The following is a 25,983-nucleotide window of genomic DNA, read 5'->3' as shown; positions in this document are numbered from 1 at the left end:
GCTCCGCTAACGCGACCAGGATCCCTCCGGGTGGGATCCAACCGGCAAGCGACCCTGGGCCGGAATCTGTCCCAACAACACCTGCAGCAACGCTTGCAGAGAGACGGGGGTAGTGCCGTAGCAGGCCAAGTAAACCGGGATCTGGGGCAGGGCAAAGGCGTCGTAGGGGGATCCCAAGGCCAACCCAATCACCTTCTCCGGGGGAAGGGATCCCAGTAAGTCCGCCAGCAACTCCTTCTGAAGCGGGTAACGAAACAGATCAAGGGATCCCACCAGCACTTGGTCAGCTCTTGACGCCCCTTGCAGGGTTGTTTGCAAATCCTCAGGGGTAGGCTCTGGGCTGATCTTGAGAACCTGAGCACCGGGCCAGACATTTTGGAAAAGATCCCCCAGAAGAGGCACAGGGGTAATGAGCAGCGGGTCAGGGGCCAAGGGAGGCAGGGATCCCCGTACCAGGGTGATGCTGTCTTGGGCGATTTGGCGGGCCAGCGCCTGGTGGCTTTCCAGGGTGGAAGGGGGGAAAGGGGGGCAGGGGGATCCCAATCCGTAGCGCCGCTTCAAGGTCAAAATTCGCTCCACTGACCGATCCAACTGCTCAACCGACAAACGACCGGCACGGAACTCCCGCAGCAGATGGGCATAAGCTTCTTTTTGGATGGCCGGGCTAAAGCCGGGATCTGCCCCAAACAGCAGCACATCGGCCCCTGCCCTAAAGGCCAGTTCTGCCGCTTCGGGAATGCCGTAGGTGCGGGCAATGGCCCCCATGGTCAGGGAATCCGTCAGGACGAGACCCTGGAAACCCAGCCTCTGCCGCAGCCAGCCCGACACCACCTCAGGGGCCAGCGTTGCCGGTCGCACGGATCCCAGAGCCGGCATCACCACATGCGCCGTCATCACCGCCTCTGCCCCTGCCCGGATCAAAGCCTGAAACGGGCGCAATTCCGTGGTCTGTAGCGCCTCCAGAGAGCGATCCACCCGCGGCAACCCCAGGTGGGAATCCATATCGGTGTCCCCATGGCCGGGAAAATGTTTGGGCGTACAGAGGATCCCGGCTTGCCGATAGCCGCGCCACAGGGCCAGGCCATAGTCCGCTACCTGTTTCGGGTCTGACCCAAAGGCTCGGATGCCGATGATGGGGTTGTGGGGGTTGCTGTTCACGTCCACAACAGGGGCGAAGTTGAGGTTAAACCCCAAACTTTTCAGCTCCGTTCCCACCGCACGGGCCATAGCTTCCGCCTTTGCCAGGGATCCCGCTGCTGCCACTGCCATGGCGCTGGGGAACACCGTCACCCCCTCGGTAAGGCGCACCACCGGCCCCCCCTCTTGATCAATGGCTATCCACAGGGGGACAAGGGCTTGTGCCTGAGCCGCGGCAATAAGCTGGGCCACCTGAGGCAACGTTTGAATGTTGCCGGCAATCGAATAGAAGATCAGCCCGCCCACGTGGTAGTCCCGGATCATCTCCTCGAGAGCGGAGGAAAACTCAGCTCCCTCAAAATAAACCAGAAACAGTTGCCCCACTTTCTCCTCAAGGCTCCAAGCCCTGGGATCCACTGCGGCAGCGGGACGGGGTCCTATCGAGCATGTCAAAGCAGATGTCCTTGGGCGTCGCTGCCAAGAAAGCCGGTCAGGATGAGCGTAAACTACCCGACATCAACCGCTAGGCGGTACGGAGCGGGCTTTTAGTAGCCCTGCAGTTAGCAAGCCAACCACGAGCCTCTGGGGTGGTTTACAGCACCCCCAATCGACCGTTACCAGTGCCTTAAACAACCGTTTCTGGTGTCCGCAGTATTATTATAGCATTCCTCCCGACACCGACCCTACGGGTACAGTGCGGGGCTCCTGCAATTTCTAGCTGAAGTGGCTCTTGCAGGTTTAGAGTGGCGATTGACTTGTAGTTGTGGCCATACTGGAGGGATGGCGTAAAGAACTGTAACCTCAGCAGTACACCAGAGTCATCTTGAAGTGCAGTGATGAAGTGCAGTGAAATAGTGCAGTAAAATTGTCTCTAAGGCGTTCTTTGTTCTTTGTGTTGGTTCTAGCTCCCCTTTCTCCTTAAAAAAAGAGGAGTTGTGAGTGAGAGAAAACCTACCCAAACATTACCTATGGTCAAAACAATCTTCAAGACAATCTCCTCTTCCACCCTGGGGTCGATGATGTTGCCTTTCTCCTGCCGCCAGCTTTGGATAACTGCCTTTCCCGCGTTGGCCGGAGTTACGGTGGCTATTGGTGGCCTTGGGGCGGGAGGATCCCTGTGGCAGGCAGGAGCAGCAGGTTTGGCCACGGGGATGACGGGCTATGTGGCTTCTGCTCTATCTGGGAGCGAGGCCAAAGCCAAAATCCAGCTTCTGCAGCACCTCGAAAATCGACAGAAGCAAAACGAAATCACTCCTTCAGACCTACAGCAATTGCAAAACGAGTTGGCCAGTCTGCGTGCTGCCCTTGAAGATTGGGCAAAAGTCCAGCAGAATGGAAAAGCTGCTGCCAAAACTCATGAGAATGCTCATTCGCAAGCTCAAACTGCTCAGCTCCATTTTGAGGAGATAGAGACCCAGATCCAATCTCAAAAAGAACGGCTTTCTCAGTTACGCGCAGAAGAGCAAAGTCTGAAAGCCTCGATTGGAGATTTACAAGCCAAGAAACAGAAACTCATTCAGTCCCTTAAGGAGGGCATAGCCAAGGTAGAACAACTCCAATCAAAACAGAATCTCCTGAAGCAGGATATTGCCCGCTTAACCCAGGCTTGTCGGTCAACAGGCTCTAGTAACTCCATTAAACGGTCACCTATGCCCGCGAAAGGATCTTCAGACGTATCTCTTGGCTCGGCCCGCATGACCAAAACTGCCGCCGGCGTCGCATGGGCCGACAAATATGACGAAGTCTTTGCAACCCTCGAGGAGCGAATCGACAACCTGGAAGATAGCGCCAGAGCAATGGCAGAACTGGCATCGATGGAAGGCAACGGTAGCCGGTAGGGGCAGACATCCCATCCCAATAGCACCGAAACGGTTCACAGCTCTGGCTCGCCAAAGCCCCGCAGAGGGTGAGCGTGTTCTGAGGGGATCAAGCCCTTGGCCTGCACCAATACCCCAAAGCCCCCCAACCCCATGGGATCCAGCAGCGCGTGAAGAGCATGTCGCCGCCGCAAAACCTGGCCCACATCCACAGCTTCGCCATCAACCGGGTTCCCCATTTGGCTAAGGGCGGCCAGCCGCTCGGTCAATCCCAGGTTGACCAAAAAGCTGCTTTGCCGGGTGAACCCCAGACATTTTAGCCCCAGAGATTCTCCCACCTGCTCTAGGGTGGTAAAGTCCACATGAGCGGTGAGATCCTGGGATCCCACCCGAACATAGGGATCCGTGTAGCTGCCGTGCTGTCGGTAGGCCAAGAGCGTACCTTGGGCGCGGTGGGGGCTGTAGTAGCGCTGGGCGGTGTGGCCATAATCGATGGTGAGCACGTAGCCTCGCCGCAGCTTACGGGCCAGCAGCTGCAGCCACTCCAAGGCTTTTAGGTTCACCTCGGTTTGGTAACCGGACGGATAAGTTTCTACAGGGATCCCCAGACGGGCGAAGTACTCTCTTAGCTCAGGGGTGGACAGATCCCCCAGCACTTCCCGGAAGTTGGCTTCTGCAGCCTCGCCGCAATCGACATAGATTTCTCGCAAAGCCCCATCCTGTACCTGCACCCGATGCACCGGAAAAGCATCCACCAGCTCATTGGAGAAGAAACAGCCTGTGACCGACTCATCCGGGATCCCGTCCCAATCCAACCAGCGCACCTTCTCCCCAAAAGGAGCCAATCGCTCCTGTTGGAGCCGCCGCAGGTGGGCAGAACGCTCCAGGATCCCATATTCCAGTGCCTGCCAAAAAGGGGGGTTAGCGGAGCGCACGTAGGTCAGCCAATCCTGGGCCAGGCGACCGCTGCCCGCCCCCATCTCGATCACCTTGAAGTCAGGGGGGGATCCCAAAATGTGCCAGAACTGAAGGATCTGCTCTGCCAACAGTTGGGCAAAGTCCGCCGCCAGGTGGGGAGAGGTGAGGTAGTCGGGGCCAATCGGGGATCCCTGCTCGTAATAGCCCAACCCTGGCTCGTAGAGAGCCCACTCCATAAACTGGGCAAAGGTCACCGGCCCTTGAGCGCGAATGCGGCTGCCGATCAACTCCTGCAACTTCTGCGTGGCCTGGGGTGATGACAAAGGAAAGCTTGGGTTGCGCGGGTGTTGCTCAGGAGCGAGCACAGGCGAGGATTCCAGGGATCCAGACTCACTCAACTTACTTGTTCAGGGGACGACGCCAATTTTGGCGAAACTGACGGTTTGAGAGCAGCAGCACCGGCCAGAGGGCCGATACCAGCCACTTCCCAGATCCCGAATAGATGCGATCCGCCTTGCGGGCCGAGTACCAAACTCCTCCTGCGTAGATTGCCAAGAGCAAAAAAGGCCACATCTCAACCCATCCTATTCAACGCTGCTCACCGAGTCAGGGATCCCCAATCAGTAGGCATCCTGCAGCTCATAGAAGTCAGGCGTGATGTAGTCCTTGCGCAGGGGCCAACCTATCCAGTCTTCCGGCATTAAAATCCGCTTCAGGTTCGGGTGTCCCTCGAAAACAATGCCGTACATGTCGTAGGTTTCCCGTTCCTGCCAATCCGCCGACTTCCAAATCCAGTATACGGAAGGCAGCCGTGGATCGTGGCGAGGCAACTTTACCTGGAGCCGCACCTCCTGAGGGCGATCCGCCCCGTCTGACAGCTTGATCAGGTGGTAAAGGCTGACCAGTGGCTGCCCTGCCCCCAGGTCATACCCGCACTGGCACTCCAGGTAGTTAAAGCCGTAGGCATAGAGGGCGGTACACAGGGGCAGAAGAAAGTCCCGCTCCACCTCCAACAGCTCTACCCCCGCTGCGTCTCTCCCCAAATACTGGTGCTCGAAGCCGTTGTCGGCCAGAAACTGGGAAACCGGGCCCCGCTCCAACGTCACCAAGGGTTCCGACTGCTCGCCTACCGCTGGCGGCGCTTGCTTTTCTCGGGCATTTTCCTCTGCCATCTCACATCCCTCCTCGCAAGGCTTTGAGCTGCTGTTCCGCCTGCTTAAAGTCGGCAGTTTGCAAAGCCGGGGGCACCGGCAGGCCGATGGCAGCAGCCAGTTCCGGCGGAGGAGCTTGGCGGGTCTCGCTCTCCAGATACTTGCCGGTGATGATCTCCGGCACAGGCTTGAGGTTGTGCTTGACCGTGTAGTAGCGGTGGGTTTGTTGCAGACGGCCCCGCTCCCGCATGTCTTCTGCAGCGATCTTCTTGCGCAGCTTGACAATGGCATCCATGATCGCCTCTGGACGAGGGGGGCAGCCAGGAATGTACACATCCACCGGGATCAGCTTGTCCACCCCCCGCACTGCCGTGTAGGAATCGGAGCTGAACATGCCACCGCTGATGGTGCAGGCCCCCATGGCGATCACGTACTTCGGCTCAGCCATTTGCTGGTAAAGCTTGACCAACGCCGGCGCCATTTTCATGGTGACCGTACCTGCCGTGATGATCAAATCAGCCGTGCGCGGCGAAGAACGAGGCAGCAGGCCAAAGCGGTCGAAGTCGAAGCGGGATCCCAGCATGGCAGCAAACTCGATGAAGCAACAGGCAGTGCCGTAGAGCAGCGGCCAGAGGCTGGACATCTTGGCCCAGTTGTACAGGTCGTTCACCGTCGTCAGAACGACGTTGTTGGAGAGGTCGGTAGTCACCTGGGGGGCAGCCCCCGGAAACAAGACTTGCGATTTCTCAGACGTCATGACCATTCCAATGCTCCTTTTCTCCAGGCGTACACAAGACCCACCACAAGGATGGCGATGAAAATCAGGGCCTCCACAAAGGCCAACAGCCCCAAGCGGTGGAACGCCACTGCCCAGGGATAGAGGAACACCGTCTCTACATCGAAAATGACGAAGACCAGCGCGAACATGTAGTAGCGAATGTTGAACTGGATCCAGGCTTGCCCAAACGGCTCCATGCCCGACTCGTAAGTGCTGCGCCGCAGGGATCCCCGCCGCTTTGGCGCCAAGAGTGCGGAAGCCCCCAGAGCCAAAACCGGCAGCAGAGAGCAGACGATTAGAAAAACCAGCAAATACTCGTAGCCGGACAGAACAAACACGACGCCAGACTGCCTCAGGTGCTCAACATTTAGATACGTTTCCAGTATAGAGCCAGTCTGGGGCTCCCCTGCGCCACGGGATCTTCAGTTCTATTGATGATCATGATTGTTGGGAGCGGCGTTTTTCCAGCCAGCCCCACACTCCGCTCACCACCGCCCCGGCCATCAGGATCCCCAAAGCCGGCTGAAACAAAGGCAGCCAGAGCCGCATCCAAAGTTTGTAGCCCAGTGGGATCCCAAGAAAAGCCCCGGTTACGGAAAAGACAAACCAGACAAACCCGGCGAACACCAGAAAGACAACGGCAATCAGGAAGTTATCCAGCCAGCGCTTGAGGTCAGAGGAAACCATAGGGATTGAGGCAGAACAGCTTGAAGTAGACCCAGAGGCAATCTGGGAACCGAACCTTTTGGGCCGCTAATGCCGATATCTCAGCATCTTTCACCCAGACAGACTGCCGGAATAAGTTCAACAGACAGGGTAGCTTACCCCAGCACTTGGTGAAGATCCCACGTGCACCTTTTTGGGTAGAGTAAGCTGTGCCGGCCCGCTGCTGACCCGCTGTGAACACAACCCAAAACCACGGTAGCGCCAGTAGGATTCCCCAGCCAGCCTGCTAACAATAAGTGAGATTTCCCTTCTGCCGCTTGGTCAGCTCAGGTTGAAGATTCTCCCCAAATGGCTGCACCGGTTGTTGACTTGTCAAGATATAGTGGTGAAAAATCTGCCTATACACAACCTGTAGCGTTAAGCCGATGTCCATCTCCTCTGGTTCTTCTTTTGCAGACCGCTTACGACAGGTGATCGGCGATGAAGCCGTTTATGCGTTTGGGCGACGGGCCGGAATTAGCGATACGGCCTTGCGCAGCTACCTGAAGGGATCCGTGCCCAGCATTGACAAGGCCGTGAAAATTGCCCAAGTGGGCCAGGTCAACCTCAGTTGGCTGATCACAGGGGAGGGATCCCCGCAGTTGCATCCCGACGCGAAAGCAGAGTATGTGTATGTGCCTTTTGTCGATGTAGCCGCCTCTGCCGGAGCGGGGGTGTTGGTGCGCGAAGAATCGATCGAATCGGTGATTGCTTTTGAGCGAAACTGGCTGCGGACGCACTTGAAGGGAAACCCTGCCGATCTAAGTCTGATTCGGGTGCAGGGGGATAGCATGTCTCCCACGTTGGAGGATGGCGACTGGATCTTTGTGGAACGGCAAGAGGGCGGGGATCTAAGCTGTGAAGGCATTTACGTCTTTCAGATGGATGGGGATCTGTTGGTCAAACGACTGCAGCGCCTGCCCGGATCCCAGGTGAAGGTGATCAGCGACAACCCCCGCTTTCCCCCCTTTGTGGCGGATTTGGCGGATCCCGTCAACGGCTTAACCCTCATAGGACGTTATCGAGGTCGCATCAGTTTTGATTAGCCTCTGGCAGCAGATGGCGGAAAGTGGCAGCTTGACCGACCGAGAATCCCCTTGGCGAGATTGGGTCGCCGGTTAGGATTGGTTTTAAGGGTTGAGTTGAGAGGAGTTCCCGCTCCTTACCTGCGCCCATCCAGCCGGAGCATGACTCTAGTCAATAATAAGCTCAACTATACTGAAAATAATGTATAATATGTTCAGTACGGATTACTACCAGTTGATCTTTCTGTTTACTTTCGAGTCTGCCAACATGGTAGCCAAAGCAAAGCAGAAAATTGGTAGTAAGACGACACGGAAACTGCGCTTTGGGTATTCTACTCAAAGCTTTGCGGGATACCGCCATTCTGTTTGGACTCCGTCCCGCTAACGCGAATGGAAACAAACAGAATGCTATCGCTGCATAGTTGAACAGTGATGTTCAGCAGTGTTCAGCGTAAATGTATCAGGTTTGCCTGCAATGGCTCGTTCGTCCCAGCTCCTAACAGTCGCTCTCCATTCCCTAAGCGGGATCCTCTTGGTCAGCAGCGGGATCTGGGTTGGGATGGTGCTTCCCCAGCAGGCTCAGCCTCAGCCCCAGCCGAAGACCAACATCTCTCCCACTCAACCCGTTTCTCCCACACCACCGATCCTGCCCACCTTGGCTCCACCCCAGACCAATCTTCCGGTGGCCAGCCCAACAGCCAATGCAGATCCAAATGCAGATCCAGAGGAAAATCACGAGAGCCCCACGGATCTGGAAGGGGAGATCCGGGAAATCCGCCAGCAGGTGATCCAGCTCTTGATCAGAATTGAGGAATTGGAGTCGCGGCTGCAACGGCTGCGTTCTCAAACAGGTCCTGAGCCTATCAGGGAATCTTCCACTGCTGCTGAGATCGCTCCAGGGGCAGAAAGCGCCTCTGCGCCCACCCCGGCTCCGACCACAACGCCAACCTCCTTTCAGGTGGGAACCCAAACCATCAGCCTGCCGGGCGATTTGCTGTTCGATTTTGACAAAGCCGAGATTCGACCTGAAGCAGCGGCGCTGTTGGCCCAGGTGGCAAAATCCTTGGAGGCCATGCCCGGCGCTCGCGTTCAAGTCAACGGCCACACCGATAACATCGGGCCCTTAAACTACAACTTGGCTCTTTCCCTGCGCCGCGCCAATGCGGTTAAGGACTATTTGATAAAACTGTTGCCGGAAGGCCATCCCATCAGTTGGACAACCTCTGGCTTTGGCCCCACCTTGCCGGTGGCCGATAACGACACAGAAGCCGGACGGCAGCGGAACCGCCGCGTGGATTTGGTCATCGCTCCCTAGCTGCACCCCCCAAAGTGGGGGATGACACGTTCTAGCAGAGCTCTGGTCTAGAATCTGGTAGGGTCAATCCGGCCAGGATTGATGGGCTTGAGTTCAATCCTCATCGTTGGGGTTCGGTTTTGAACGCGGCAGGGATCCCTCTGGACAAGAGACAAACGTTTGCGCTGAGGGTTGACACAACCCTGGACGCGCTTGACCAGGTTTTGACCTGGTTTGAGTCTTTCCGAAATGCGGGCATCCCGGATCCCATTTGGGCGGAATGTCAGTTGGCTTTGGTAGAGGGGTTTACCAACGCCGTTCGCCACGCCCACCGCGCTCTGCCGGAAAGTACGCCCATCGACATTGAGCTGCTGCTGATGCCGCAGGGGTTGGAGTTGCGCATCTGGGATCAGGGTCAGGAGTTTGATCTGGAGGGATTTGCCCGGAACTTGTCGGATCCCACATCGCCCAACGCCAATCTTGAATCCGAGGGGGGACGGGGTATTTTGCTGATGAAAGCTCTCTCTACCCACTTGAGCTACACCCGCCAGGCCGATGGTCGCAACTGCCTGGTGATCGGCAAGCGCTTCGACGATCCTGTTCGAGTCTGTCGGTGCCGGGCCTAGGCGAGCAAGCCGCCGCTTAACTTGCGAATGGCCGAGCTGGCTACATCGCTGTAGCGCAGTTCACCGGCCAGGATCTGGCCCATGCGCCGAGTGGCTCCCGGTCGCTTAACGCCCACCCTATAGCCCACGCCCGGAAAGCGATAGAACAACGCCGCAATCCGCTTGGCCCAACGCATCTCGGAGCCCCATTCCTGCTGGACGCGGGCGGAGTAGTTCTCCAGAGCTTCTGTATCCCCACCCAGGGCTTGATCGATGGCCTGGGCCGCCAACATGCCGGTGAGAAGGGAAGGGCGGATCCCTTCGGCGGTAAACGGATCGATGACGCAGGCGGCATCTCCCACCAAGAGGGCATTTTGGGTGTGTAGCGGTTGATCTTCGTCCCAGAGGCAGATGGGATGGCCAAATGGCTTGACCGATTTCAAGTCCACACCAAAGCTTTGGGCATATTGGGCGGCAATTTCCCGCAGGTTTTGTTTTTCTCCACCCCGAAAGGTGCCCGCTCCAATTGAGTAGCCATCGGCCTTGGGGAAGTTCCAGATGTAGCCATTGCTGACGGCACCGAAGTCAAAATGGGCGGCTGCAGTTTGCGGCTGCGAGAGGGGCACTTCTGCTTCCAAGGCGGCAGCCAGGCGACGACGGCGTTCCTGAAAGCCCAGCCACTTGGCCATCGAGCCTTTTGCCCCATCGGCCCCAATCACGTACCGACCCCAGACTGGGCCGGCGGATGTCATCACCTGCCAGTGGTCACTTTGCCACTCAAGGCCGGAGACGGGGCATTCTGCCTGGAGCGCAGCCCCTTGCTTTTGCGCCTGCTGAATCAAGTAGTGGTCGAAAATATCCCGCCGCACCATCCAAACGGGCTCTTTTAAATCCAAATCGACCACCACCGGATCGCCACCACGCCAGGTGTAGCGGATTTGCCGGATCTTGAGGGAAATGGCGGGGCCAAAGTCGAAGTCAAACCAAGCCGCCACCATAGGAGAAACTCCCCCCCCACAGGGTTTGTAGCGGGGCAAGGGATCCTTTTCCAGAACCAGCACTGAGCGTCCCCGCTTGGCCAGATGGTAGGCAGCAGATCCGCCGGCGGGGCCAGCCCCGACGATGACACAGTCGTAGAGTTGCGGCATGGTTTTCGATCTGCAAGCCCCCTTGACCGGGGTTCTGGTTACCAGAAGAACTGCCCAAAAGAATTATATTGGGTCTACGAATGACGGTTACAAGGGATCCCTTCACAGCAGCCGGCTAGACAGAAGACGATGCGAATTCGATGGCAGCGGCTTGCCAGCCAGCCCTCAACTTGCTACTGTGCCGCCTGCGGAAAGCGTTTTGCGGGCGGGAAGCGAGTTCGTCACCTATTCAACGATAAGGGGTTGGATCTCGGCTCCCTTTGCCCAGCGTGCTTTGCCCTTCCCCCAGAGCAGTTGCGAGAACAAATCCGCCGCTACGCCTATTTGATTCGCCTAAATCGTCTGCGGCATCCCGGCATCCAAGACCACGCCCATCATCTGGAGCAAGCGGCCCAGGAGCGCTCCATTCGGTATCCGGGCCTGTGGGGCTGGCTGCGGCAGTGGTGGTAGCGTTGGCAAGGGCATTGGGCATTCTGGAAAAGATGCAGGAAAATCAGGAGAGGTTGCCTTCGGGATCCCAGATCCATCTCGATTTTCCAGACCCGTTGGCTTGTTTGCTCTCGTTGGTTGAGGAGCCCCCATGCACGACCTGGACAGTTTGCCAGAACCAGTAGCCGATGCCTTGATCAAAAGCCTGCTTACGGATGTGGAGCGGCTGATCAACCAGCACGGCCTGTCAGAGGTTCTGGTGGGGTTGGCCATGTATTGCAACGTGCAGTTCAAGGCCAAGTTCAACAAGCCCAACCGCACGGAGAAGGATGAGGAGTTGGGGTTTTATTTCCGCGACGCCGCCAAAGCTCTGGAGGTGGCTGCCAGCCTTACCTATCGCACCATCGACCGCTCCCAACCTGCCCGGCCCAGCACCTAGCCGCCGGGATCCCTTTTTGGCCTCCACCCCCAAGCCCCTCTCCCAGGGGGAGAGGGGGGCAGGCATTTAACCAGCAAACCGTTTCACCGCAATGGGAAGGGAAGGAACGCGGCATCTTGGGGTGGCAAGGGATCCCCCTGGGTTTTTATGCTGGTGGGCAACAAGTTGCATTGAGGCTGAGCGTGAGAATCGTCTGGGAACGCAGCATTTACGCGGGCAATGGCCGAGTGCCCTGCATTATCTGCGGGGGATGGGCCAACCCCATCCAGAAAAAAGGGCACCAAGTGTTGCTGGCGGTGGTCTACAACGACCGCGGGCAAATCTACGGGGAAGTCTGCCGCAGTTGTCTCAGTTTGGGGGCCAAAGGCATCAAGGAGTGCCTGCAAGAGCGGATTGCCCGCCTGCGCAAACAACTGGAAGACTTGGAAGAGCTGGAGCAGGGAGAGGTGCAACTGCCCACACTGGAGCAGGAGTTGAGTGCCTATTTGGATTGACAACTACACCTTCTGCCGTTCAACCGGGATCTTCAGCCAACGGCTCAGCTCCGCGGCCAGCCACTCCAACTCTGGCTCTTGCAGATCCTTTAGCTCGTACTTGCGGTTGCCCGCCCAGACGTTCAACTGTGGGCTTACCTCCACCCGATCCCCATCGGAATCCCGTCGGGTATGGCGTGGGATCAGCTCCAGCCGGTCAATATCCCATCGCCGACTGGGCCGCCGCGCCCCTCAAAAACCGACTAGAGTGAGTGAAGAGATGTGAAGTAAGCTCTCAGGTTGTATGGCCTCGAACCTGAAGATTCAAAAAATCCTCTATGTGCGGCTGCCCTGCAACCCCATCTTTCCCATTGGGGTGGTTTACTTGGCCGATCACGTCCACAAGCTGTTCCCCCAAGTTGAGCAGCGCATCTTCGATATGGGCACCTTTCCGCCCTTGGATTTTCGCCGCTGCATGCTGGAGCAAATTGATCAGTTTCAGCCGGATTTGCTGGTTTTCTCTTGGCGAGATATTCAAGTCTATGCGCCGGTGAACGGGCGGGCCGGCAACCTGTTGCAACACTCTTTTGAGTTTTTCTACGCCCGCAACCCCCTGAAAAAATTGCGGGGATCCCTGAATAGCCTCAGGCTGGTGCTGGCCTACTATGGCGAGATTTGGCGCAACACACGGCTGGTCTGGCAGGGGCTCCGCAGGGCCAGGCGCTACAAACCTCACGCTGAAGCGGTGCTGGGAGGTGGGGCAGTCAGCGTCTTCTATGAACAATTGGGCCGCTATCTGCCCAAAGGCACCATCATCTCGGTAGGGGAGGGGGAAACCCTGCTGGAAAAAGTGATCCAAGGGCAAAGCCTTGCTGCAGAGCGTTGCTATCGGGCCAAGCTGGAACAGCCTCGCCCAGGCTTGATCCACGAGCCGCCCCAACCTCTGCAAAAAACCGCCTGTGATTACACCTACATCACCGCCATTTGGCCGGAAATTGACTACTACCTAGAAGGGGGCGATTTTTACATTGGGGTACAAACCAAACGCGGCTGCCCCCACAACTGCTGCTACTGCATCTACACCGTCATCGAAGGCAAGCAGGTGCGCCTCAACCCTGTGGATGAGGTGATCCGAGAAATGATGCAGTTGTACGAGCGAGGAGTGCGAAACTTTTGGTTTACCGATGCCCAGTTTATCCCTGCCCGCCGCTACATTGAGGATGCGGAGGAATTGCTGCAGAAAATCCTTGATGCCGGCATGACCGATATTCGTTGGGCTGCCTATATTCGGGCCGACAACCTCACCCCAAAGCTGGCCGAGATCATGGTGAAAACTGGCATGAGCTACTTCGAGATCGGCATCACCAGCGGATCCCAGGAGCTGGTGCGCAAAATGCGCATGGGCTATAACCTGCGCACGGTACTGGAGAGCTGCCGCTACCTCAAACAGGCAGGGTTCAACGATCTGGTTTCGGTCAATTACTCCTTTAATGTCATCGACGAGCGACCGGAAACCATTCGGCAAACAGTACGGTATCACCGCGAGCTGGAAGCCATTTTTGGCCGCGACAAAGTTGAGCCGGCTATCTTTTTTATCGGCTTGCAACCCCACACCCACCTGGAAGATTTTGCCCGCAAAATCGGTGTTATCGACGACCGCTTTAACCCCATGCACATGACTCCTTGGACGGCGCGCAAACTGCTCTGGAACCCAGAACCCCTGGGATCCTTTTTTGGGGAAGTGTGTCTAGAAGCTTGGGATCGCAACCCCCATGATTTTGGCCGCGAGGTGATGGATATCCTGGAGCGTCGTCTTGGCCTGGCAGAGTTGGAAGAAGCCCTGAGCGCGCCCCTGACAGGGGTTTACGTGTCTTAGATCTTGGCCAGGCAGCCTCTCTAACCTTAGGAGGACTATCAGCGCATCTCCGCCAGTGCCCAATCAGATCCGCAGGTGGCCGCCGCCATCACCGCAGCCGTGCGCCGTTGGAGGTCTCCGTCGCGCTAGCGGGACAGAGCCCTCGCACCCAGCCGTGGAGAAAACACCTCGTAGATGACCGTCAAAGGCTTGCCCCTGTGCCACAAGAGATAATGCCTGGCCCAAAAGGGGCCGGAACACCGTAGCAGCCGGGCAACCGGGTCTGCCTCGCCGTGGTAAAGGCCGCGCAGCTCGCGAAAGGTCTCCAGTTTTTCTTGGATCAGATTTTGGCCGATGGGCTGATCGGGATGGGGCAAGTATTGGGCCAAATGTTCAGAGTTCCACCAAGAGGTGGCATAGAGCAAGGGCTGTTGAGAGGTTGCCCCGCACAGCCAAACCCGCCGCCGCATCAAAGGGGATCCCAGCCGCCCCAAATCTCTGGCCAGCTGTTGCATGGACTTGGGGGCAGTGCCCTGCTCTGCCTGTAAATCAACCCGGCCCGTGTCCAGCAGATGAGCCTGAATCGGCTCTTGGATCAAGGCAGCAAGATTACGGGTGGTAAAGCCATCCCCCAAAAGCAGCAAGCGCAGCACGGGATCCACCTGCACCAGCTCAGGCTGTACCGGGTCTGGCTCCCCCTGCCAATGCAGCTGTAGAGGCCACCAATCGCCTTGGCCAGAGGAGACATTGCCCAAAGAGCCATCTGCAGAACGGAGAGCAGCGCTCCAAGGGGATCCGGCAGCGTCGGCATGGCAGGTGAGGGGAGAAGGGGAAAGTTCCAAGGCAGCGGTTCAGTTGTTAAGTTCTGTATCGCCCTTAGTCTAACCCACCCACCATCTCTGCTCTGAGGAGTTTCCTAGCTCGTGCCCGGCTGAACCAACAGCCGCACCACCCAGGGGACGACCACGACGACGCTGATCAGGCGTGCCAAGTGCATGACCACCACTGTGCTGGTTTGGGCTCCCATGTCCAGGGCTATCAGGCTCATGTCGGAAATGCCTCCTGGAGCTGTGCCCAAGATGGCAGTCAAGCGCTCGATCCCCAGCCAACGGGAGATCAGGTACCCCGACAAGACCCCCGTGCCCACCGCAATCACTGTACAGAGCAGGGCTGGTCGCCACAGATCTTTCAGGGCCAGAAGCGTATCGGCAGTGAGCTTAGTACCCAAAAGAATGCCCAACACCACCTGCATGGCAAAACGGATCCCGGCTGGGGGAGCGGGAATTGGGATCGCCCCCCAGACATTCACCAAACCCACCGCCACCATGGAGCCCACCAGTGCTCCCGCCGGAAGCCTCAGCTTGACCCCGATCAGGGCGCCGGCCAGCCCGATCAACACCGTCCAGAGATAGCTCATCATTTGGGCTTAGCTTTGAGAAAAGAGGAACGCTGTGAGTCCGGGCTTGGCCCAACTCCTCTACGGCACTGGGCACAGACGCCGTAGAAGTCAAGCACATGGTACTCGATCGCAAATTGGTATCGGCTGGAAAGCTGTGCCTCCAAATCTTCCACCGGACAATCGGGCAAAGGCACCACCCGCCGACATTCGGTGCAGATCAGGTGGTGGCGGTTGTGGCCATTGCTGGGCAGAACCTGGTAGTAGGTCTGCTGGTCTCCCAAGTTGACCGCTTGCAGCTTGCCCTCATTGCGCAGAGCATCCAAAACTCGGTAAACCGTGGCCAGACCGACGGTGTGGTTGGCATTGCGCAACTCCAGAAAGATCTCTTGCGCCGAAAGGGGTTGTGAACGATGCTCTAGCACCTCCAGAATCAATTTCTGGTTGCGGGTCTGGCGGGAAGAAGACATGATCCCTTCGTGTAGGTCGTTCTTGGGGGTCAACGCTCAGCGTCTGCCTCAGCTTTCATGCGCTCTAGGGTCTGGTGCATCTGGTCAAACATTTGGGTCAGGGAGAGCCCAAACCCCCCAAGCTGAGTTTGCAGTTGTTTGATGGTCATTTGAGCCATAAAGTCGTCGGAGAGTTCCAGCCGCTTCATGAAAATGCGCTGGCGCTCCAGCAACTCCTCCATCTGTTCGATGAAGATTTTTTTGCCTTCCCGGTCGAATTGGCCGTACCGTTGACCAAGCTGCATCAGGTTTTGGAAATCCTGAAACAGTTGCTTGGCTTCCTCTTGGACGATCTCAGAGTCGAAGAAGCTCATGGCCTTCCGTTTGCCCTGAATAAACTGCATTGGGTATACCCATCCTATCCGAATCCGATTGCCTCAGCAGGAGGCAACCCCTCCTGCGAGTACGGGATCCCGCCCTTCTGGCTCAGGATAGACTCTGGCTTGTTTGCCTCGGTGTCCGGTATGCTTCCGTTTCCTTGCGTTAAGGCTTACACTCAGCCGGCTGTGGCCCGGCGGTGGTGCGAACGGGTGCAGGGATCCCGACCTCTGTTTCTGGCCTGCTTGGGGTTTACCGAAACGGCTCTTGTTCCGGGCATTTCGGCTGCCGGCGCTACCCCCTCCTTGCGTCGCTACACAGCTCTTGCCGATGGGGAAGTGTTGCTGGCGGGCCATTCTCACCGCTTGCCCACCTCTCCGGATGGCTATCCTTCCCCAGTGGTGATCAGCTGCGCCATCCTGAGGGAGTTGGGGATCCCGTGCCGAGTGTTCGATTGTGGCTTGCCGGAACCTTTGCCGGGGGCAGAAACGGTGAGCTCTGGGGGAGTGGCCCGCTGCTTGAGCACAGGACAGGCTCTGTCTTTGGAGCAGGTGGGATCCCTTTGGCAAGAAGGGTACGACCGCGGATCCCGGCTGGAGCAAGGCTACTGTGTGATTGGGGAGTGTGTGGCAGGGGGCACCACCACGGCGCTGGCGGTGTTGTTGGGACTGGGGTGGGCAGCAGAGGGCATGGTGAACAGCAGCCACCCGGTCTGTAACCACACCCAAAAGCTGGCCTTGGCCCGGCAGGGATTGGCCCGTCTGCCAAGGGGAGCTTCTGCTGCCGAGGTGGTAGCCGCAGTGGGGGATCCCATGCAGCCCTTTGTGGCCGGGTTGGCGATGGGCGCAGCGCAACGGGGAGCTGTGCTGCTGGCAGGGGGAACCCAAATGTTGGCGGTGCTGGCCTTGATGCAGCGCTGGGGGGAAGAGCAGGGGATCCCTTGGCCCCCGGAGAACGTGGTGGTGGGAACCACCCGCTGGGTGGCAGAGGATCCCTCGGGCAATACGGTGGCCTTGGCAGAGTTGTTGGGGGTTGCCCCCCTTTTGGCCACCCAACTGAGCTTTGCCAATAGCCGCTATCTGCCTCTACAGGCTTACGAGCGGGGCTATGTCAAGGAAGGGGTGGGGGCGGGTGGGCTGGCCATTGCCAGCAGCCTTTACGCCGGTTGGGGCCAAGCGGAGCTGTTGGCAGCAGTTGAGCGCAGCTACGAACGCCTGGTGCTTCAGGCCGGCTCCAAGGGGGCCATGGTCAACCCCTCCCGCAGCAATTGCTGATGGTAGAGCTCCGCCTGTTCTTGAGGGCCGACCCAAACAACTGCTTGCCCTTCGGCATCCACCTGCACGGTCAGTTGCCGCGCTAGGGGCAAAGTCATGCCGGGGATGTATTTCAGCAGACATTCCGTAACGTGCTGAAAGGTATTGAAATCGTCATCCAAGACGATCACCTTGAAGTGGGGGTAGGGCTGGCGAACCTGGGTTCTCGAGGGCGAGAACTGCTGAGCAGGTCGAGTTGGAGCTTCCGTAGTCATAGCAGAAGAGATCGACACAACTACCGAGTAACTTGGGTCTCTCAGGGGTGAGAAACCGGTCGCTTCTGATGATCTATCTCTATCTAGTTTCTAGTCTAATTGGCATCTTGTTGGCAGCTTGTGTCTGTATTCGGATCCCTTGTCGGTCGTTGGCGTCAGCGATAGAGCATGGTTCCTCTAAAGCTCTTCCCGCAGCGGGCGGCGGGGCTTTTGCCCGCCGAAGTGGCGCTCGAAATACAGGGCAGTGGCCCGGCGTAGGATCCCGGCTTGGGCAAGGGCCTGACACAGGGATCCGCCTGGCGGCAGGTGCTTCTGGATCTGTTCGATTTGGGCGGCGCTGACCAACCCAGAAGCCTTGAGGTAATCGGCCACGTGGCGTCCCCCTGCCAGTTGAACAGAGTAGCCCCCTTCGCTGAAAAATTTGACGGTCTCCGGCTTGAGGCCGCTGTGGTGGGCCAGCACATCCGTGAAGGTGCCCCCTGCCTTTTCCCAAGCGTGAATGACGGTTTCGATGCCGGCATTGTCGATTAGGCCAGCCGCCCGCAATTGGGTCAATACCCGCTGTACCCAGGGGGTGGCCCGCTGTAGAGCTTCCAAGTCCTCTTCCCCCAAATATTGCTGCGGGGGCAATTCGCTTTCTGGGGCACTCAGCTCGGCTGCCCAGTCGGCTACGGTCAGGGTCTTGAGATCCTCTGTCTCTGGCCGGGCTTTCTCCGAAGCTGGGGTCGGTGCAGCTGCAGGTGGGGAAGTTCGCCGGGCTTCGGCTACCGCTGCGGCTAGAGCACGGTTTTCCGCTTGGGCCGCCTGCAGTTGGGCCTGGAGCTGGCTCACTTGGGCTTGGGCTTCCTGCAAGCGATCTTGAGTTTCTCGCAGTTGGGCTTGGGTTTCTTGGAGCTGCACTTGCAGGCGGTGGGTGGCCTCGGCAGCTTCTTGGCGAACGTGGGCTAGGTCGGCAGTTAAGCGCTGCTTCGTAGACTGGGCCAGTTGGAGTTGGTGTTGGTGCTCCTGCAGCGACTGGTTCAGGGCAGCCACTTGGGCTTCCATTTGCTGCAGAGCATGACGCAGGTGGGTTTGCTCTTGGAGCTGCTGTGCCTGATCCTGCTGTATCTTCTGCTGCTCCTGCAGTTGGGATCCCAGCTCTTGCAGCTGGTGTTTGGCTTGAGATTGCCATTCTGTCAGCTCGTGGCAGCGGCGACGTAGGATTTCCAGCTCTGCTTGGGCGGCTTGCAGTTGCGCGGATCCCTGAGTTTGCTGGGCTTGGAGTTGCTCCTCCAGTTCCCGAATGCGCTGTTGGGCAGCCTTTTGTTGTTCTGTCTCCTGTTGAATTTGGGCTTCCAATTGGGCAATGCGCTGCTGCTGTTCCTGCTGGCGGGCTTGATAGTCGGCGACCTGCCGCAGCGACTGTTCGGCCATGAGCTGTTGCTGCTGCCGCTGTTGCTCCAGTTGCGCTTCTAAGGTGGCAATTTGCTCTTGGTAGCGCTCCAGTTGGGCTTTGTACTGCTGGGTGGCTTTGTAAGTCTCTTGAGCTACCTGTAGAGGTGAGACGTAAAGAGGGGGCTGATCGGGAATGGTGGACCACTGCTCCACCATCACCTCCCAACTGTTGGCAGCTCCTTTCTGGCGCCGCAGCCGCTGCTGCTTGTCCAAGGCCCATTCCAACCAGTGGGGTTGTACCCAGCCCTGCTGCACCAAGATCTCCCCCAGCTTGCGCTCCGGGTGCTGCCGCTGCTGAATCAGAGCCTGATGGATGTGCTCCAGCTCCAGATACCCATGCAGCACCAAGATCTCGCCGATGCGCACCAATTCGACCGGAATCAATGGGTAGAGATCTCGGGGGGCAATCCAGCCGTGCTGCATACACAGCTCCCCCAACATCAAGGGGGTATCGGCCTTTTCCCACATGGCCTGAGCCAGTTGGGCGGGGGTGAGCAGTCCTGCTCGGTTGAGGGCTTCTCCCAAGCGGATCTCAAACTTTCCCTGCTCGATGGCGGTTGGGGTGGGGCTGGTCGGCGGATTCATTGGGCCTCTCGGACGGGAAGAGTAAGCTCTGCTACAACTATCGTAGTGGAAAATCCTTAGAGAAGTAGCATGCTGCAACCGAAACGCATTTTGTCAAGCCGAGGATCCACGGATTTTGCCGGAAGGTCGCTTTTTAAGTCCTAAGAGGGGCGCTGTTCTTGGCTTTGGGCAAACTGTTGCAGCCGCCGCAGCATCAGCAATTGTCCCAAGCCCAAGGGCAGGAGAGAGACAGCCTCTACCCGCAACTGCACCCAGCCGTTCCCCCACAGCCAGTCACAGTAGCCATCGGCTCCTCCCCACATCAGCAGGCGCAGCCGTTCCGGCAGCAGGGTTTCCACCTGGTGCATGATCGAGAGGGGGCCCCATTGGGCGGCAAAGGTGCTGCCCAGCTCCAGCCTTTCGGGAAGGGATCCCTGCAGTTGCTGGGGCCAGATCCACTGCTGCAACAATCCCACCTCTGTCAGACAGCGCTGCACGGTCGATGCACTGGCCTCGACTTCAACCCGGATGGTGGAGGATTGAAATGTTCCTAACATATCCGTTCCGCATGGGCGAGCTGGTGACCGGTGCCACGGTTCCCCCGGCGATGCCTGACTCTATTCTGGTCAATTTGTAGGGTTTGCCCACCCTTTCCCAGCGATCTTGCCTTTGAATCGTCCCCACTTGGTTGCCATCTTCGCCCAGAGCTTGGATGGAAAGATCGCAGCCCACCGAGCGCAGAGGCCCTCCTTCAGCAGCCCTGAGGACTATCGGCATTTGGAAACCCAAGCTGCTCAGCAACAGGCTTTGATCATGGGGGCAGCCACTCTGCGGGCCTACGGCACCAGTCTGCGTATTCGGGATCCCGAGTTGATCCAACGCAGAACTGCTCAGGGCCTATCCCCCCAGCCTCTGACGATCATCTGCTCTGGCAGCGGAGATATTCCTGAGGATTTGCCGTTTTTTCGCCAGCCCCTCACCCGTTGGCTGTGGACAACTCCCAAGGGATCCCGGATTTGGCGGAACCGAACCGGCTTTGAGGACATCTGGGTGGCTGCCGATTGGGATCTGCCGGCACGGCTGGCCCGCCTGCGCAGCTTGGGCATTGAACGGGTGGGGTTGTTGGGCGGGGGGCGGCTTTTGGGGGCATTTCTCCAGGCAGGGGCCTTGGATGAGCTGTGGGTTACCCTCGCTCCGGTGCTGCTGAGTGGATATGCCGATGCGCCTGCCAGCATTGAGGGTTGGCAAGTGCAGGGATCCCCGCCCCAGTTGGAGCTGCTGGAATGCCGCCGCGGTTCCAAGGAGCTGTTTTTGCGCTACGGAGTTGAGTGGCCCTGAGAAATGCTCGACACAAACACAAAAATTTTTGGACAAATTCAGATTTCCCGGAAATCCACAGGTTTTCCCCAGACTTTCCACAGGCGGGTGGGCTGTTTTCCACAGGGCCTTTCCCTCAGGGGGCGGCATCGGGGGTTTCTGTGGAAAAGTTGAGGTGGGTAAGGTTCAGGCAATTACACCCTGAGAAACGTAACGGGATCGCGCCGTTTTTTCCGATCCCATCAAGGCCAATGGAGAGCTTTTGTCCTGTTGGATCCCTGGCTTGGGATTGACATCCCCCATAGGGCAGAGGGCAGAATAGCCCCACCTGAGGGCGAGTGGTGTGGAGATTTTCCCGAGCGCTCTCCTTAGAAAGAAAGGACTTTATCTGTTCTACGGCCCACGACAGGCTTAGGAACAGTTGTGAATGCCCTCCCTCCCATCCGCCGGGATAGGGGCAAGCTATGAACCTATATCTATATCGCTTGCTTTTCTTCTTGCGGGCCTGCTGAGGCCCCTAGCCTACCTAGGTTGGGTTTTGGTGTTGCGGGCTCGCTCTGTTCGGGCTGCCCAAGTTCTGGCTGTGGCCGCAGGTTTTGCGGGATGCCGTTTTCTCCCCTCTTGACCCCGAGTGAGTGGTTGGACTATGAGTTCTCACAGCGTTAGCATTTTGAGTGAAATTCCCGAGGAGCTGCATGACACCCTCCAAAACTACCTCTCCCGCCATCCCGACTGGGATCAGGATCGGGTGGTGACGGCAGCGCTCTCGTTATTCCTGCTCCAAAGCGGGGAGAGCGACCGGCGGGCGGCACGCATCTACTTGGACAGCCTGTTTCGCCGCAACTGAGCTCCAAGGATGGCCCGTAAACTACCCGGCACCCGCGCTATGCGCAGGGTGCGGGCTTTATCCCAATCCCTAGCGGCCCCAGGGGACAGCTAAGTTTCGGAATTTCAGGCGAGTTTACAGTCGCCCCAAGGAGAGAGATTACCCGAGCAGCGTTATAGTCAGCATCCCCCTCCCAGCCACAATGTCCACACTTGAACGACTTGCCGCTTCGGTAGGATTTGCCCTGCTCAGGGTGGATGTGCAGGTAGTTATGACAGGTCTGACTGGTATAGGCGGGCGGAACCAGTACCACAGGCACTCCAGCAATGGCAGCCTTGTAGGTCACAAACATCCTGAGCTGGTAGAACGCCCAGTTGTTAGGCCTGCGCCGCTCAGTCTTGCTGCGAGGCTTCTGATTCAGGCGCTCTCGAATGCCTGTCAAGTCCTCAAAAGCCAGTGCCGCACCAATAGCCTGGGCATCCCTGACCAAGGTTTTGCTGATGTTGTGGTTCAGCCATGTCTGGTAGCGTCGTTCTCTCCCAGAGAGCCTTCTCAGCAGCCTCCTAGAGCTGCGAGTGCGTTTGGATTGAACCTTGGCGCGTACACGGCTGAACCGGTCGCGGACGGCCTGGATGTGTTCTCCACCCCAAGAGCGTTCGTTACTGGCGGTGGCTATATCCCGCCTGCCCAAGTCAACTCCGATTACCTTAGGAGTCTTGCCAGTTGGGGGAGTGTCCAACTTAACCGCAATGTTGATGTAGTACTCCCCTTGCTTGGTCTTGGACAGAGTAGCGCTTGTTGGCTTCTGGCCCCGCAGAAGCGCTATCTGATAGCCGCCGATCTTGAGCTTGAGCCGAACCCGTCCACTCATCAGTGTTACACCAACAACCTGTTCGGACTCTCGGTACTCGAAAGTACGTACATCCAAAGTCAGGCTGGTGGGGCGAAACTTGTGGACTTGTTTCACCGCTTTGGCGTTGCTAATCACACGGCGGAGTGCCTGACAGACGTGGTTGGCTTTCAACCCCGTTGCCGCTCTCACTGGCCTATAAACCAAGTGGTGTAGCTTGGCGATGTTCCAGCACCTTTCGCGTTTGGCGGTGTCGAGGATCTGGTTGCAGGCGTCAGCAAATCCCTGCAAGGTGCGGTCAATCTCTTGACGCAACTCTTGTGGGACTATCAGCTTGCAACGTACAGAGATGGTCTGGCTCATGGGCTCATTGTAGCTCATCCAGGTTCTATCCCAGTACTCTTATATGGAGGCGGCTTTCCTCCCGGCACCAAGCCTGCGGCTATGGTGCGGGCCTCCAGCCCGAAAATAGGTGAAAAGGATCTCAAAAGAGGCAAAAAAGAGGCAAAGACGTGCCACGGGGCTTTGGGCGAGGGAAAGACAATCGGCAAGCGGCTAAGTCACAGAATCCAGAGCGGGGATCCGAGATCCCATCCCCAGAGGCGGCTCTGACGTGGGTTCAACGCTACCGACAGGCGGGGGATCTGAAAGCTGCTCTGCACCTCTGCCGGCAGCTTACCCGCGCCCATCCCCATCTGTTCGCCGCTCAGGCGTTGCTGGGATCCCTTTATCTCCAGATGGGGGATCCCCGCCAAGCTTTGACCCCCTTGCAACTGGCTCTGCACCTGCGGGGGGATTGGGTGCCGGCCTGGCAGGATCTGGGCGATGCCTGGATGCAGCTTGGCAACCCAGAGGAAGCGGCGCGAGCCTACGAACAGGGCCTGGCCTTTGCGCCCGGTGATGGGCAATTGCTTTTCCGATTGGGCAGTTGTTGGCTTACCTTGGGGAAATTGGCCCCAGCGATTGCGGCGCTACGGCAGGCAGCAGCAGCCCAGCCTCCCCAGGTTTATGCTCTGGCAGCTTTGGGGAATGCCCTGATGCTCGATGGCCAAGCTGGGGAAGCCGAAAGCTGGTTTCGCCAAGCTCTTGCCCTCGCACCCCAGGAGGGGCGAATTCTCGTTAACCTCGGCCATTGCCTGCACCTGCAAGATCGCCTGGAAGAGGCCGCCGATTGTCTGCAACGGGCCATCTCGCTGTTGCCGAGGGATGCCCAGCCCCACAACAACTTGGGCACCATCCTGCAAGAACAAAACCGGCTGGAAGGGGCTATTGAGGCTTATCGGCGCGGCTTACAACTGGCCCCCCACTGGCCGGAGATCCACTACAACCTGGGCACGGCTTTGCTTACCCTGGGCCGCTACGAGGAGGGGTGGCGGGAATACGAATGGCGGCTGCAGCGACAAGAGGCGGCCTACCCGCGCTTTCTTTCGCCTCTGTGGACGGGATCCCCTCTGGGCCGCCAGACCCTGCTGATCTACGCCGAACAAGGGTTGGGGGACACGCTTCAGTTTGTGCGCTACCTGCCGCTGCTGGCCGAGGCCCATCCCCAAGCGCAAATCTGCCTCCGCTGTCAGGGATCCCTTGTCGAGCTGTTCAGAGGGTGCTTCCCCCTTCCCCAGGTGCAGGTGATCTCGGAAACGGATCCCTTGCCCTCTTTCGATTGCCATCTGCCCTTGCTCAGCTTGCCGCAGCGGTTGGGCACCACTCTGGAGACGATCCCGGCCCGCATCCCCTATCTTGTCTATCCCGTTCATGCCGGCGGGCTGCAGATCCCTTTGAGCCTCTCCTGTCGGGAAGACTGGCCGGAGCTTTCCCAGGAGCGGATGAAAGTGGGGCTGGTGTGGGCCAGCGGCCGGCGTGCCCATCCTGAGCTCAACCGCGTACAAAGGCTGAAAAGTTGCCCTCTGGATCTGCTGCTCCAGCACTTGCATGGGCCTTCCATCCAGTGGGTTAGCCTGCAGGTGGGGGAAGATCTGTCCGCGCCACTCGGACAGAGTCCTCACCCGGTGGGATCCCTATTGGAGCAGCACCAAGTGTTGGAGCTGGGATCCCGTTTCCGCAGTTTTGTCGATACAGCCGCAGCCGTTGCCCAGTTGGATCTGGTGATCAGCGTTGATACAGCCGTTGCTCATTTGGCCGGGGCGATGGGCAAGCCGGTATGGGTGCTGCTGCCCTTTGCCGCCGATTGGCGCTGGCTCCTCCATCGAGAAGATAGCCCCTGGTACCCCGGGGTAATGCGACTGTTTCGACAAGACACACCGGGAGACTGGGTTGGCGTGTTGAGGCGGGTGCAGGCCGCTCTTGAAGAGAGGTTGCGAGGGATCCCCTCTCAAGACCGTGCCTGTTCCTCCCCCTGAATGATGCGCTGAAATAGATAGCCGGTGCCTCGGGCCGTCAGGATCAGCTCTGGGTTGCTGGGGTCATCTTCCAGCTTGGCCCGCAGCCGCGAGATGTGGACATCCACCACCCGCGTATCCACATGGCGCTCCGGGGTATAGCCCCACACCTCTTGCAAAATCTCGGAGCGGGAAAAAGGCTCCCCCGACCGACTGACCAGCAGCTCCAGCAGACTAAACTCCATCCCCGTCAGGCGAATGCGTTCGTCCCGTTTGTAGACCTGCCGCTTGTTGGTATCGATGCGGATGTCCCCCACTTGAATCACCCCGGAACTGGGGATCCCATCGTGGGCCGACCGCGCCACCCGTCGCAACACCGACCGAATGCGAGCTTCCAGCTCCTTGGGGGAAAAGGGCTTGACCACATAGTCGTCTGCCCCCAGCTCCAGCCCCGTGATACGGTCGGCCACATCGCCCAGCGCCGTCAGCATGATGATGGGGATGTCGGATTCTTTGCGCAGCTCCTGGCAAACCCCATAGCCATCCAGCTTCGGCATCATCACATCCAGCACCACCAGGTCGGGATCCTGCTTGTGGAAAACCTCCAGCGCCTCCTCGCCGTCCGAAGCTGTGACCACGTCGTATCCGATCATGGACAGACGGGTTTCCAAAATGCGTCGAATGCTGGCCTCATCATCGACCACCAGAATCCGTTCCTTACGCTGTGCTTCCACGGTGCTGCAACTCCTGAACTTCTAACGGTACTCGGTAAAAGAGAGATCTGAAAAAGAACTAAGGTGGGCGCTATCTTGAGTTGGGCGGATGCAGGAACCTCAGGGGCTGCTCCTCAGTTGGGCAGACTCACCGAGGAAATTGAACACTCACAAGCAATCATCTGCAATTAACCAAAGCCGCACCTCAGGGATGCAGCTCCGGGAAACAAGCACAAAACAGAAGGCCCTCTCGGCAGTGGATTCAATCTTGTTAAAAGCTCCAACTTCAATCCCACCTGATGATGCTGTCCAGTACCTGGTGCAAGGCACTCCTCCCCAAAAAACATTGCTCAAACCTGAGAGGCCTTCGTAAGAAGTTACTTTCCATAACCTAATTTATCATCCAAAATCGGCTGCC

30 protein-coding genes are annotated in these 25,983 nt (G+C 58.1%); 12 read left to right on the top strand and 18 right to left on the bottom strand.

Annotated features, from left to right (window positions below; genetic code table 11):
• Window positions 1-6: 6 nt before the first annotated feature.
• Window positions 7-1,521: a beta-N-acetylhexosaminidase gene (gene nagZ / locus ACVWYZ_RS00970; protein WP_457465531.1), complete on the bottom strand. Its 1,515-nt coding sequence runs from the start codon at window positions 1,519-1,521 to the stop codon at window positions 7-9.
• A gap of 584 nt (window positions 1,522-2,105) precedes the next feature.
• Here nagZ and ACVWYZ_RS00965 point away from each other — a divergent pair.
• Entirely contained in the window at window positions 2,106-2,975 is an 870-nt protein-coding gene (locus tag ACVWYZ_RS00965; RefSeq protein ID WP_457465529.1) for a hypothetical protein, read from the top strand.
• Window positions 2,976-3,010: 35 nt separating this feature from the next.
• On the opposite strand, the gene ACVWYZ_RS00960 is transcribed toward ACVWYZ_RS00965, so the two are convergent.
• From ACVWYZ_RS00960 to ACVWYZ_RS00935, 6 genes are all read right to left on the bottom strand, one after another.
• On the bottom strand, window positions 3,011-4,195 hold the full coding sequence (locus ACVWYZ_RS00960; protein ID WP_457465528.1) for a class I SAM-dependent methyltransferase: 1,185 nt from the start codon (window positions 4,193-4,195) through the stop codon (window positions 3,011-3,013).
• A 76-nt stretch (window positions 4,196-4,271) separates the two neighbouring features.
• Window positions 4,272-4,445 (bottom strand): hypothetical protein, encoded by a 174-nt coding sequence (locus tag ACVWYZ_RS00955; protein WP_011433903.1) that lies wholly within the window; start codon window positions 4,443-4,445, stop codon window positions 4,272-4,274.
• Window positions 4,446-4,492: 47 nt separating this feature from the next.
• Window positions 4,493-5,044, bottom strand: a complete 552-nt coding sequence (locus ACVWYZ_RS00950; protein ID WP_414358109.1) for an NAD(P)H-quinone oxidoreductase subunit J — start codon at window positions 5,042-5,044, stop codon at window positions 4,493-4,495.
• 1 nt (window position 5,045) lies between these two features.
• Entirely contained in the window at window positions 5,046-5,780 is a 735-nt protein-coding gene (locus ACVWYZ_RS00945) for an NADH dehydrogenase subunit K (RefSeq protein ID WP_457465577.1), read from the bottom strand.
• Entirely contained in the window at window positions 5,777-6,139 is a 363-nt protein-coding gene (ndhC, locus tag ACVWYZ_RS00940) for a photosynthetic/respiratory NAD(P)H-quinone oxidoreductase subunit C (protein WP_414424565.1), read from the bottom strand. Before ndhC ends, ACVWYZ_RS00945 begins: the two co-directional genes overlap by 4 nt.
• Window positions 6,140-6,239: 100 nt before the next feature.
• Window positions 6,240-6,488 carry a hypothetical protein gene (locus ACVWYZ_RS00935; RefSeq protein ID WP_011433899.1) on the bottom strand — a complete coding sequence of 83 codons (249 nt, stop codon included), beginning with the start codon at window positions 6,486-6,488 and terminating at the stop codon, window positions 6,240-6,242.
• Between the two features lie 404 nt (window positions 6,489-6,892).
• Here ACVWYZ_RS00935 and ACVWYZ_RS00930 point away from each other — a divergent pair, with 404 nt between their 5' ends.
• The 3 genes from ACVWYZ_RS00930 to ACVWYZ_RS00920 all read left to right on the top strand — a co-directional run bounded on the left by ACVWYZ_RS00930 (window position 6,893) and on the right by ACVWYZ_RS00920 (window position 9,451).
• Entirely contained in the window at window positions 6,893-7,552 is a 660-nt protein-coding gene (locus ACVWYZ_RS00930) for an XRE family transcriptional regulator (RefSeq protein ID WP_457465525.1), read from the top strand.
• Window positions 7,553-8,006: 454 nt separating this feature from the next.
• The gene (locus ACVWYZ_RS00925; RefSeq protein WP_457465523.1) at window positions 8,007-8,846 is read left to right on the top strand and encodes an OmpA family protein; all 840 of its coding nucleotides are present in this window, start codon (window positions 8,007-8,009) and stop codon (window positions 8,844-8,846) included.
• 119 nt (window positions 8,847-8,965) lie between these two features.
• Window positions 8,966-9,451, top strand: a complete 486-nt coding sequence (locus ACVWYZ_RS00920) for an ATP-binding protein (protein ID WP_414418594.1) — start codon at window positions 8,966-8,968, stop codon at window positions 9,449-9,451.
• On the opposite strand, the gene ACVWYZ_RS00915 is transcribed toward ACVWYZ_RS00920, so the two are convergent.
• Window positions 9,448-10,578: a geranylgeranyl reductase family protein gene (locus ACVWYZ_RS00915; protein ID WP_414352097.1), complete on the bottom strand. Its 1,131-nt coding sequence runs from the start codon at window positions 10,576-10,578 to the stop codon at window positions 9,448-9,450. The genes ACVWYZ_RS00920 and ACVWYZ_RS00915 overlap by 4 nt on opposite strands.
• Window positions 10,579-10,707: 129 nt before the next feature.
• On the opposite strand from ACVWYZ_RS00915, the gene ACVWYZ_RS00910 reads away from it, so the two are divergent.
• The 3 genes from ACVWYZ_RS00910 to ACVWYZ_RS00900 all read left to right on the top strand — a co-directional run bounded on the left by ACVWYZ_RS00910 (window position 10,708) and on the right by ACVWYZ_RS00900 (window position 11,940).
• Complete coding sequence (locus ACVWYZ_RS00910) at window positions 10,708-11,028, top strand: hypothetical protein (protein WP_457465521.1); 321 nt, start codon at window positions 10,708-10,710, stop codon at window positions 11,026-11,028.
• Between the two features lie 130 nt (window positions 11,029-11,158).
• Window positions 11,159-11,446 (top strand): hypothetical protein, encoded by a 288-nt coding sequence (locus tag ACVWYZ_RS00905; protein WP_414384205.1) that lies wholly within the window; start codon window positions 11,159-11,161, stop codon window positions 11,444-11,446.
• Window positions 11,447-11,628: 182 nt separating this feature from the next.
• Window positions 11,629-11,940 (top strand): hypothetical protein, encoded by a 312-nt coding sequence (locus ACVWYZ_RS00900; RefSeq protein ID WP_414399467.1) that lies wholly within the window; start codon window positions 11,629-11,631, stop codon window positions 11,938-11,940.
• A gap of 3 nt (window positions 11,941-11,943) precedes the next feature.
• Here the strand turns inward: ACVWYZ_RS00900 and ACVWYZ_RS00895 are convergent, their stop codons facing one another.
• The gene (locus tag ACVWYZ_RS00895; RefSeq protein ID WP_457465518.1) at window positions 11,944-12,084 is read right to left on the bottom strand and encodes a hypothetical protein; all 141 of its coding nucleotides are present in this window, start codon (window positions 12,082-12,084) and stop codon (window positions 11,944-11,946) included.
• Window positions 12,085-12,223: 139 nt separating this feature from the next.
• Between ACVWYZ_RS00895 and ACVWYZ_RS00890 the strand changes: the two genes are divergently transcribed.
• The gene (locus tag ACVWYZ_RS00890) at window positions 12,224-13,795 is read left to right on the top strand and encodes a photosystem II high light acclimation radical SAM protein (RefSeq protein ID WP_457465517.1); all 1,572 of its coding nucleotides are present in this window, start codon (window positions 12,224-12,226) and stop codon (window positions 13,793-13,795) included.
• Window positions 13,796-13,920: 125 nt separating this feature from the next.
• On the opposite strand, the gene ACVWYZ_RS00885 is transcribed toward ACVWYZ_RS00890, so the two are convergent.
• From ACVWYZ_RS00885 to ACVWYZ_RS00870, 4 genes are all read right to left on the bottom strand, one after another.
• On the bottom strand, window positions 13,921-14,616 hold the full coding sequence (locus tag ACVWYZ_RS00885) for a chorismate pyruvate-lyase family protein (RefSeq protein ID WP_457465515.1): 696 nt from the start codon (window positions 14,614-14,616) through the stop codon (window positions 13,921-13,923).
• Window positions 14,617-14,690: 74 nt separating this feature from the next.
• A complete protein-coding gene (locus tag ACVWYZ_RS00880; RefSeq protein WP_414330730.1) occupies window positions 14,691-15,194 on the bottom strand; it encodes an AbrB family transcriptional regulator in 504 nt (167 codons plus the stop codon).
• Complete coding sequence (locus ACVWYZ_RS00875; RefSeq protein ID WP_457465514.1) at window positions 15,191-15,640, bottom strand: Fur family transcriptional regulator; 450 nt, start codon at window positions 15,638-15,640, stop codon at window positions 15,191-15,193. Before ACVWYZ_RS00875 ends, ACVWYZ_RS00880 begins: the two co-directional genes overlap by 4 nt.
• 29 nt (window positions 15,641-15,669) lie before the next feature.
• Window positions 15,670-15,993 (bottom strand): DUF1825 family protein, encoded by a 324-nt coding sequence (locus ACVWYZ_RS00870; protein WP_011434128.1) that lies wholly within the window; start codon window positions 15,991-15,993, stop codon window positions 15,670-15,672.
• Window positions 15,994-16,143: 150 nt separating this feature from the next.
• Here ACVWYZ_RS00870 and cobT point away from each other — a divergent pair, with 150 nt between their 5' ends.
• Complete coding sequence (gene cobT, locus ACVWYZ_RS00865) at window positions 16,144-17,271, top strand: nicotinate mononucleotide-dependent phosphoribosyltransferase CobT (protein ID WP_457465512.1); 1,128 nt, start codon at window positions 16,144-16,146, stop codon at window positions 17,269-17,271.
• On the opposite strand, the gene clpS is transcribed toward cobT, so the two are convergent.
• From clpS to ACVWYZ_RS00850, 3 genes are all read right to left on the bottom strand, one after another.
• Window positions 17,220-17,525, bottom strand: coding sequence for an ATP-dependent Clp protease adapter ClpS (clpS, locus tag ACVWYZ_RS00860; RefSeq protein WP_011434126.1), 306 nt, complete (start codon window positions 17,523-17,525; stop codon window positions 17,220-17,222). The genes cobT and clpS overlap by 52 nt on opposite strands.
• A gap of 177 nt (window positions 17,526-17,702) precedes the next feature.
• Entirely contained in the window at window positions 17,703-19,544 is a 1,842-nt protein-coding gene (locus ACVWYZ_RS00855; protein WP_457465510.1) for a hypothetical protein, read from the bottom strand.
• A 140-nt stretch (window positions 19,545-19,684) separates the two neighbouring features.
• Window positions 19,685-20,080, bottom strand: a complete 396-nt coding sequence (locus tag ACVWYZ_RS00850; protein ID WP_414349609.1) for a hypothetical protein — start codon at window positions 20,078-20,080, stop codon at window positions 19,685-19,687.
• Window positions 20,081-20,192: 112 nt separating this feature from the next.
• Here ACVWYZ_RS00850 and ACVWYZ_RS00845 point away from each other — a divergent pair, with 112 nt between their 5' ends.
• Complete coding sequence (locus ACVWYZ_RS00845; RefSeq protein WP_414357546.1) at window positions 20,193-20,861, top strand: RibD family protein; 669 nt, start codon at window positions 20,193-20,195, stop codon at window positions 20,859-20,861.
• A 625-nt stretch (window positions 20,862-21,486) separates the two neighbouring features.
• The gene (locus ACVWYZ_RS00840; RefSeq protein ID WP_041436785.1) at window positions 21,487-21,687 is read left to right on the top strand and encodes a DUF2811 domain-containing protein; all 201 of its coding nucleotides are present in this window, start codon (window positions 21,487-21,489) and stop codon (window positions 21,685-21,687) included.
• A 37-nt stretch (window positions 21,688-21,724) separates the two neighbouring features.
• On the opposite strand, the gene ACVWYZ_RS00835 is transcribed toward ACVWYZ_RS00840, so the two are convergent.
• The gene (locus tag ACVWYZ_RS00835; RefSeq protein ID WP_457465576.1) at window positions 21,725-22,879 is read right to left on the bottom strand and encodes an RNA-guided endonuclease InsQ/TnpB family protein; all 1,155 of its coding nucleotides are present in this window, start codon (window positions 22,877-22,879) and stop codon (window positions 21,725-21,727) included.
• A gap of 149 nt (window positions 22,880-23,028) precedes the next feature.
• Between ACVWYZ_RS00835 and ACVWYZ_RS00830 the strand changes: the two genes are divergently transcribed.
• Entirely contained in the window at window positions 23,029-24,873 is a 1,845-nt protein-coding gene (locus ACVWYZ_RS00830) for a tetratricopeptide repeat protein (RefSeq protein WP_457465508.1), read from the top strand.
• On the opposite strand, the gene rpaB is transcribed toward ACVWYZ_RS00830, so the two are convergent.
• Window positions 24,846-25,586, bottom strand: coding sequence for a response regulator transcription factor RpaB (gene rpaB, locus ACVWYZ_RS00825; protein ID WP_414329445.1), 741 nt, complete (start codon window positions 25,584-25,586; stop codon window positions 24,846-24,848). The genes ACVWYZ_RS00830 and rpaB overlap by 28 nt on opposite strands.
• Window positions 25,587-25,983 lie beyond the last annotated feature (397 nt).

This window comes from Thermostichus sp. MS-CIW-37 (assembly GCF_054060065.1).
The sequence above is the reverse complement of the archived record's forward strand: the minus strand, read 5'-3'. Positions and strand labels throughout refer to the sequence as shown.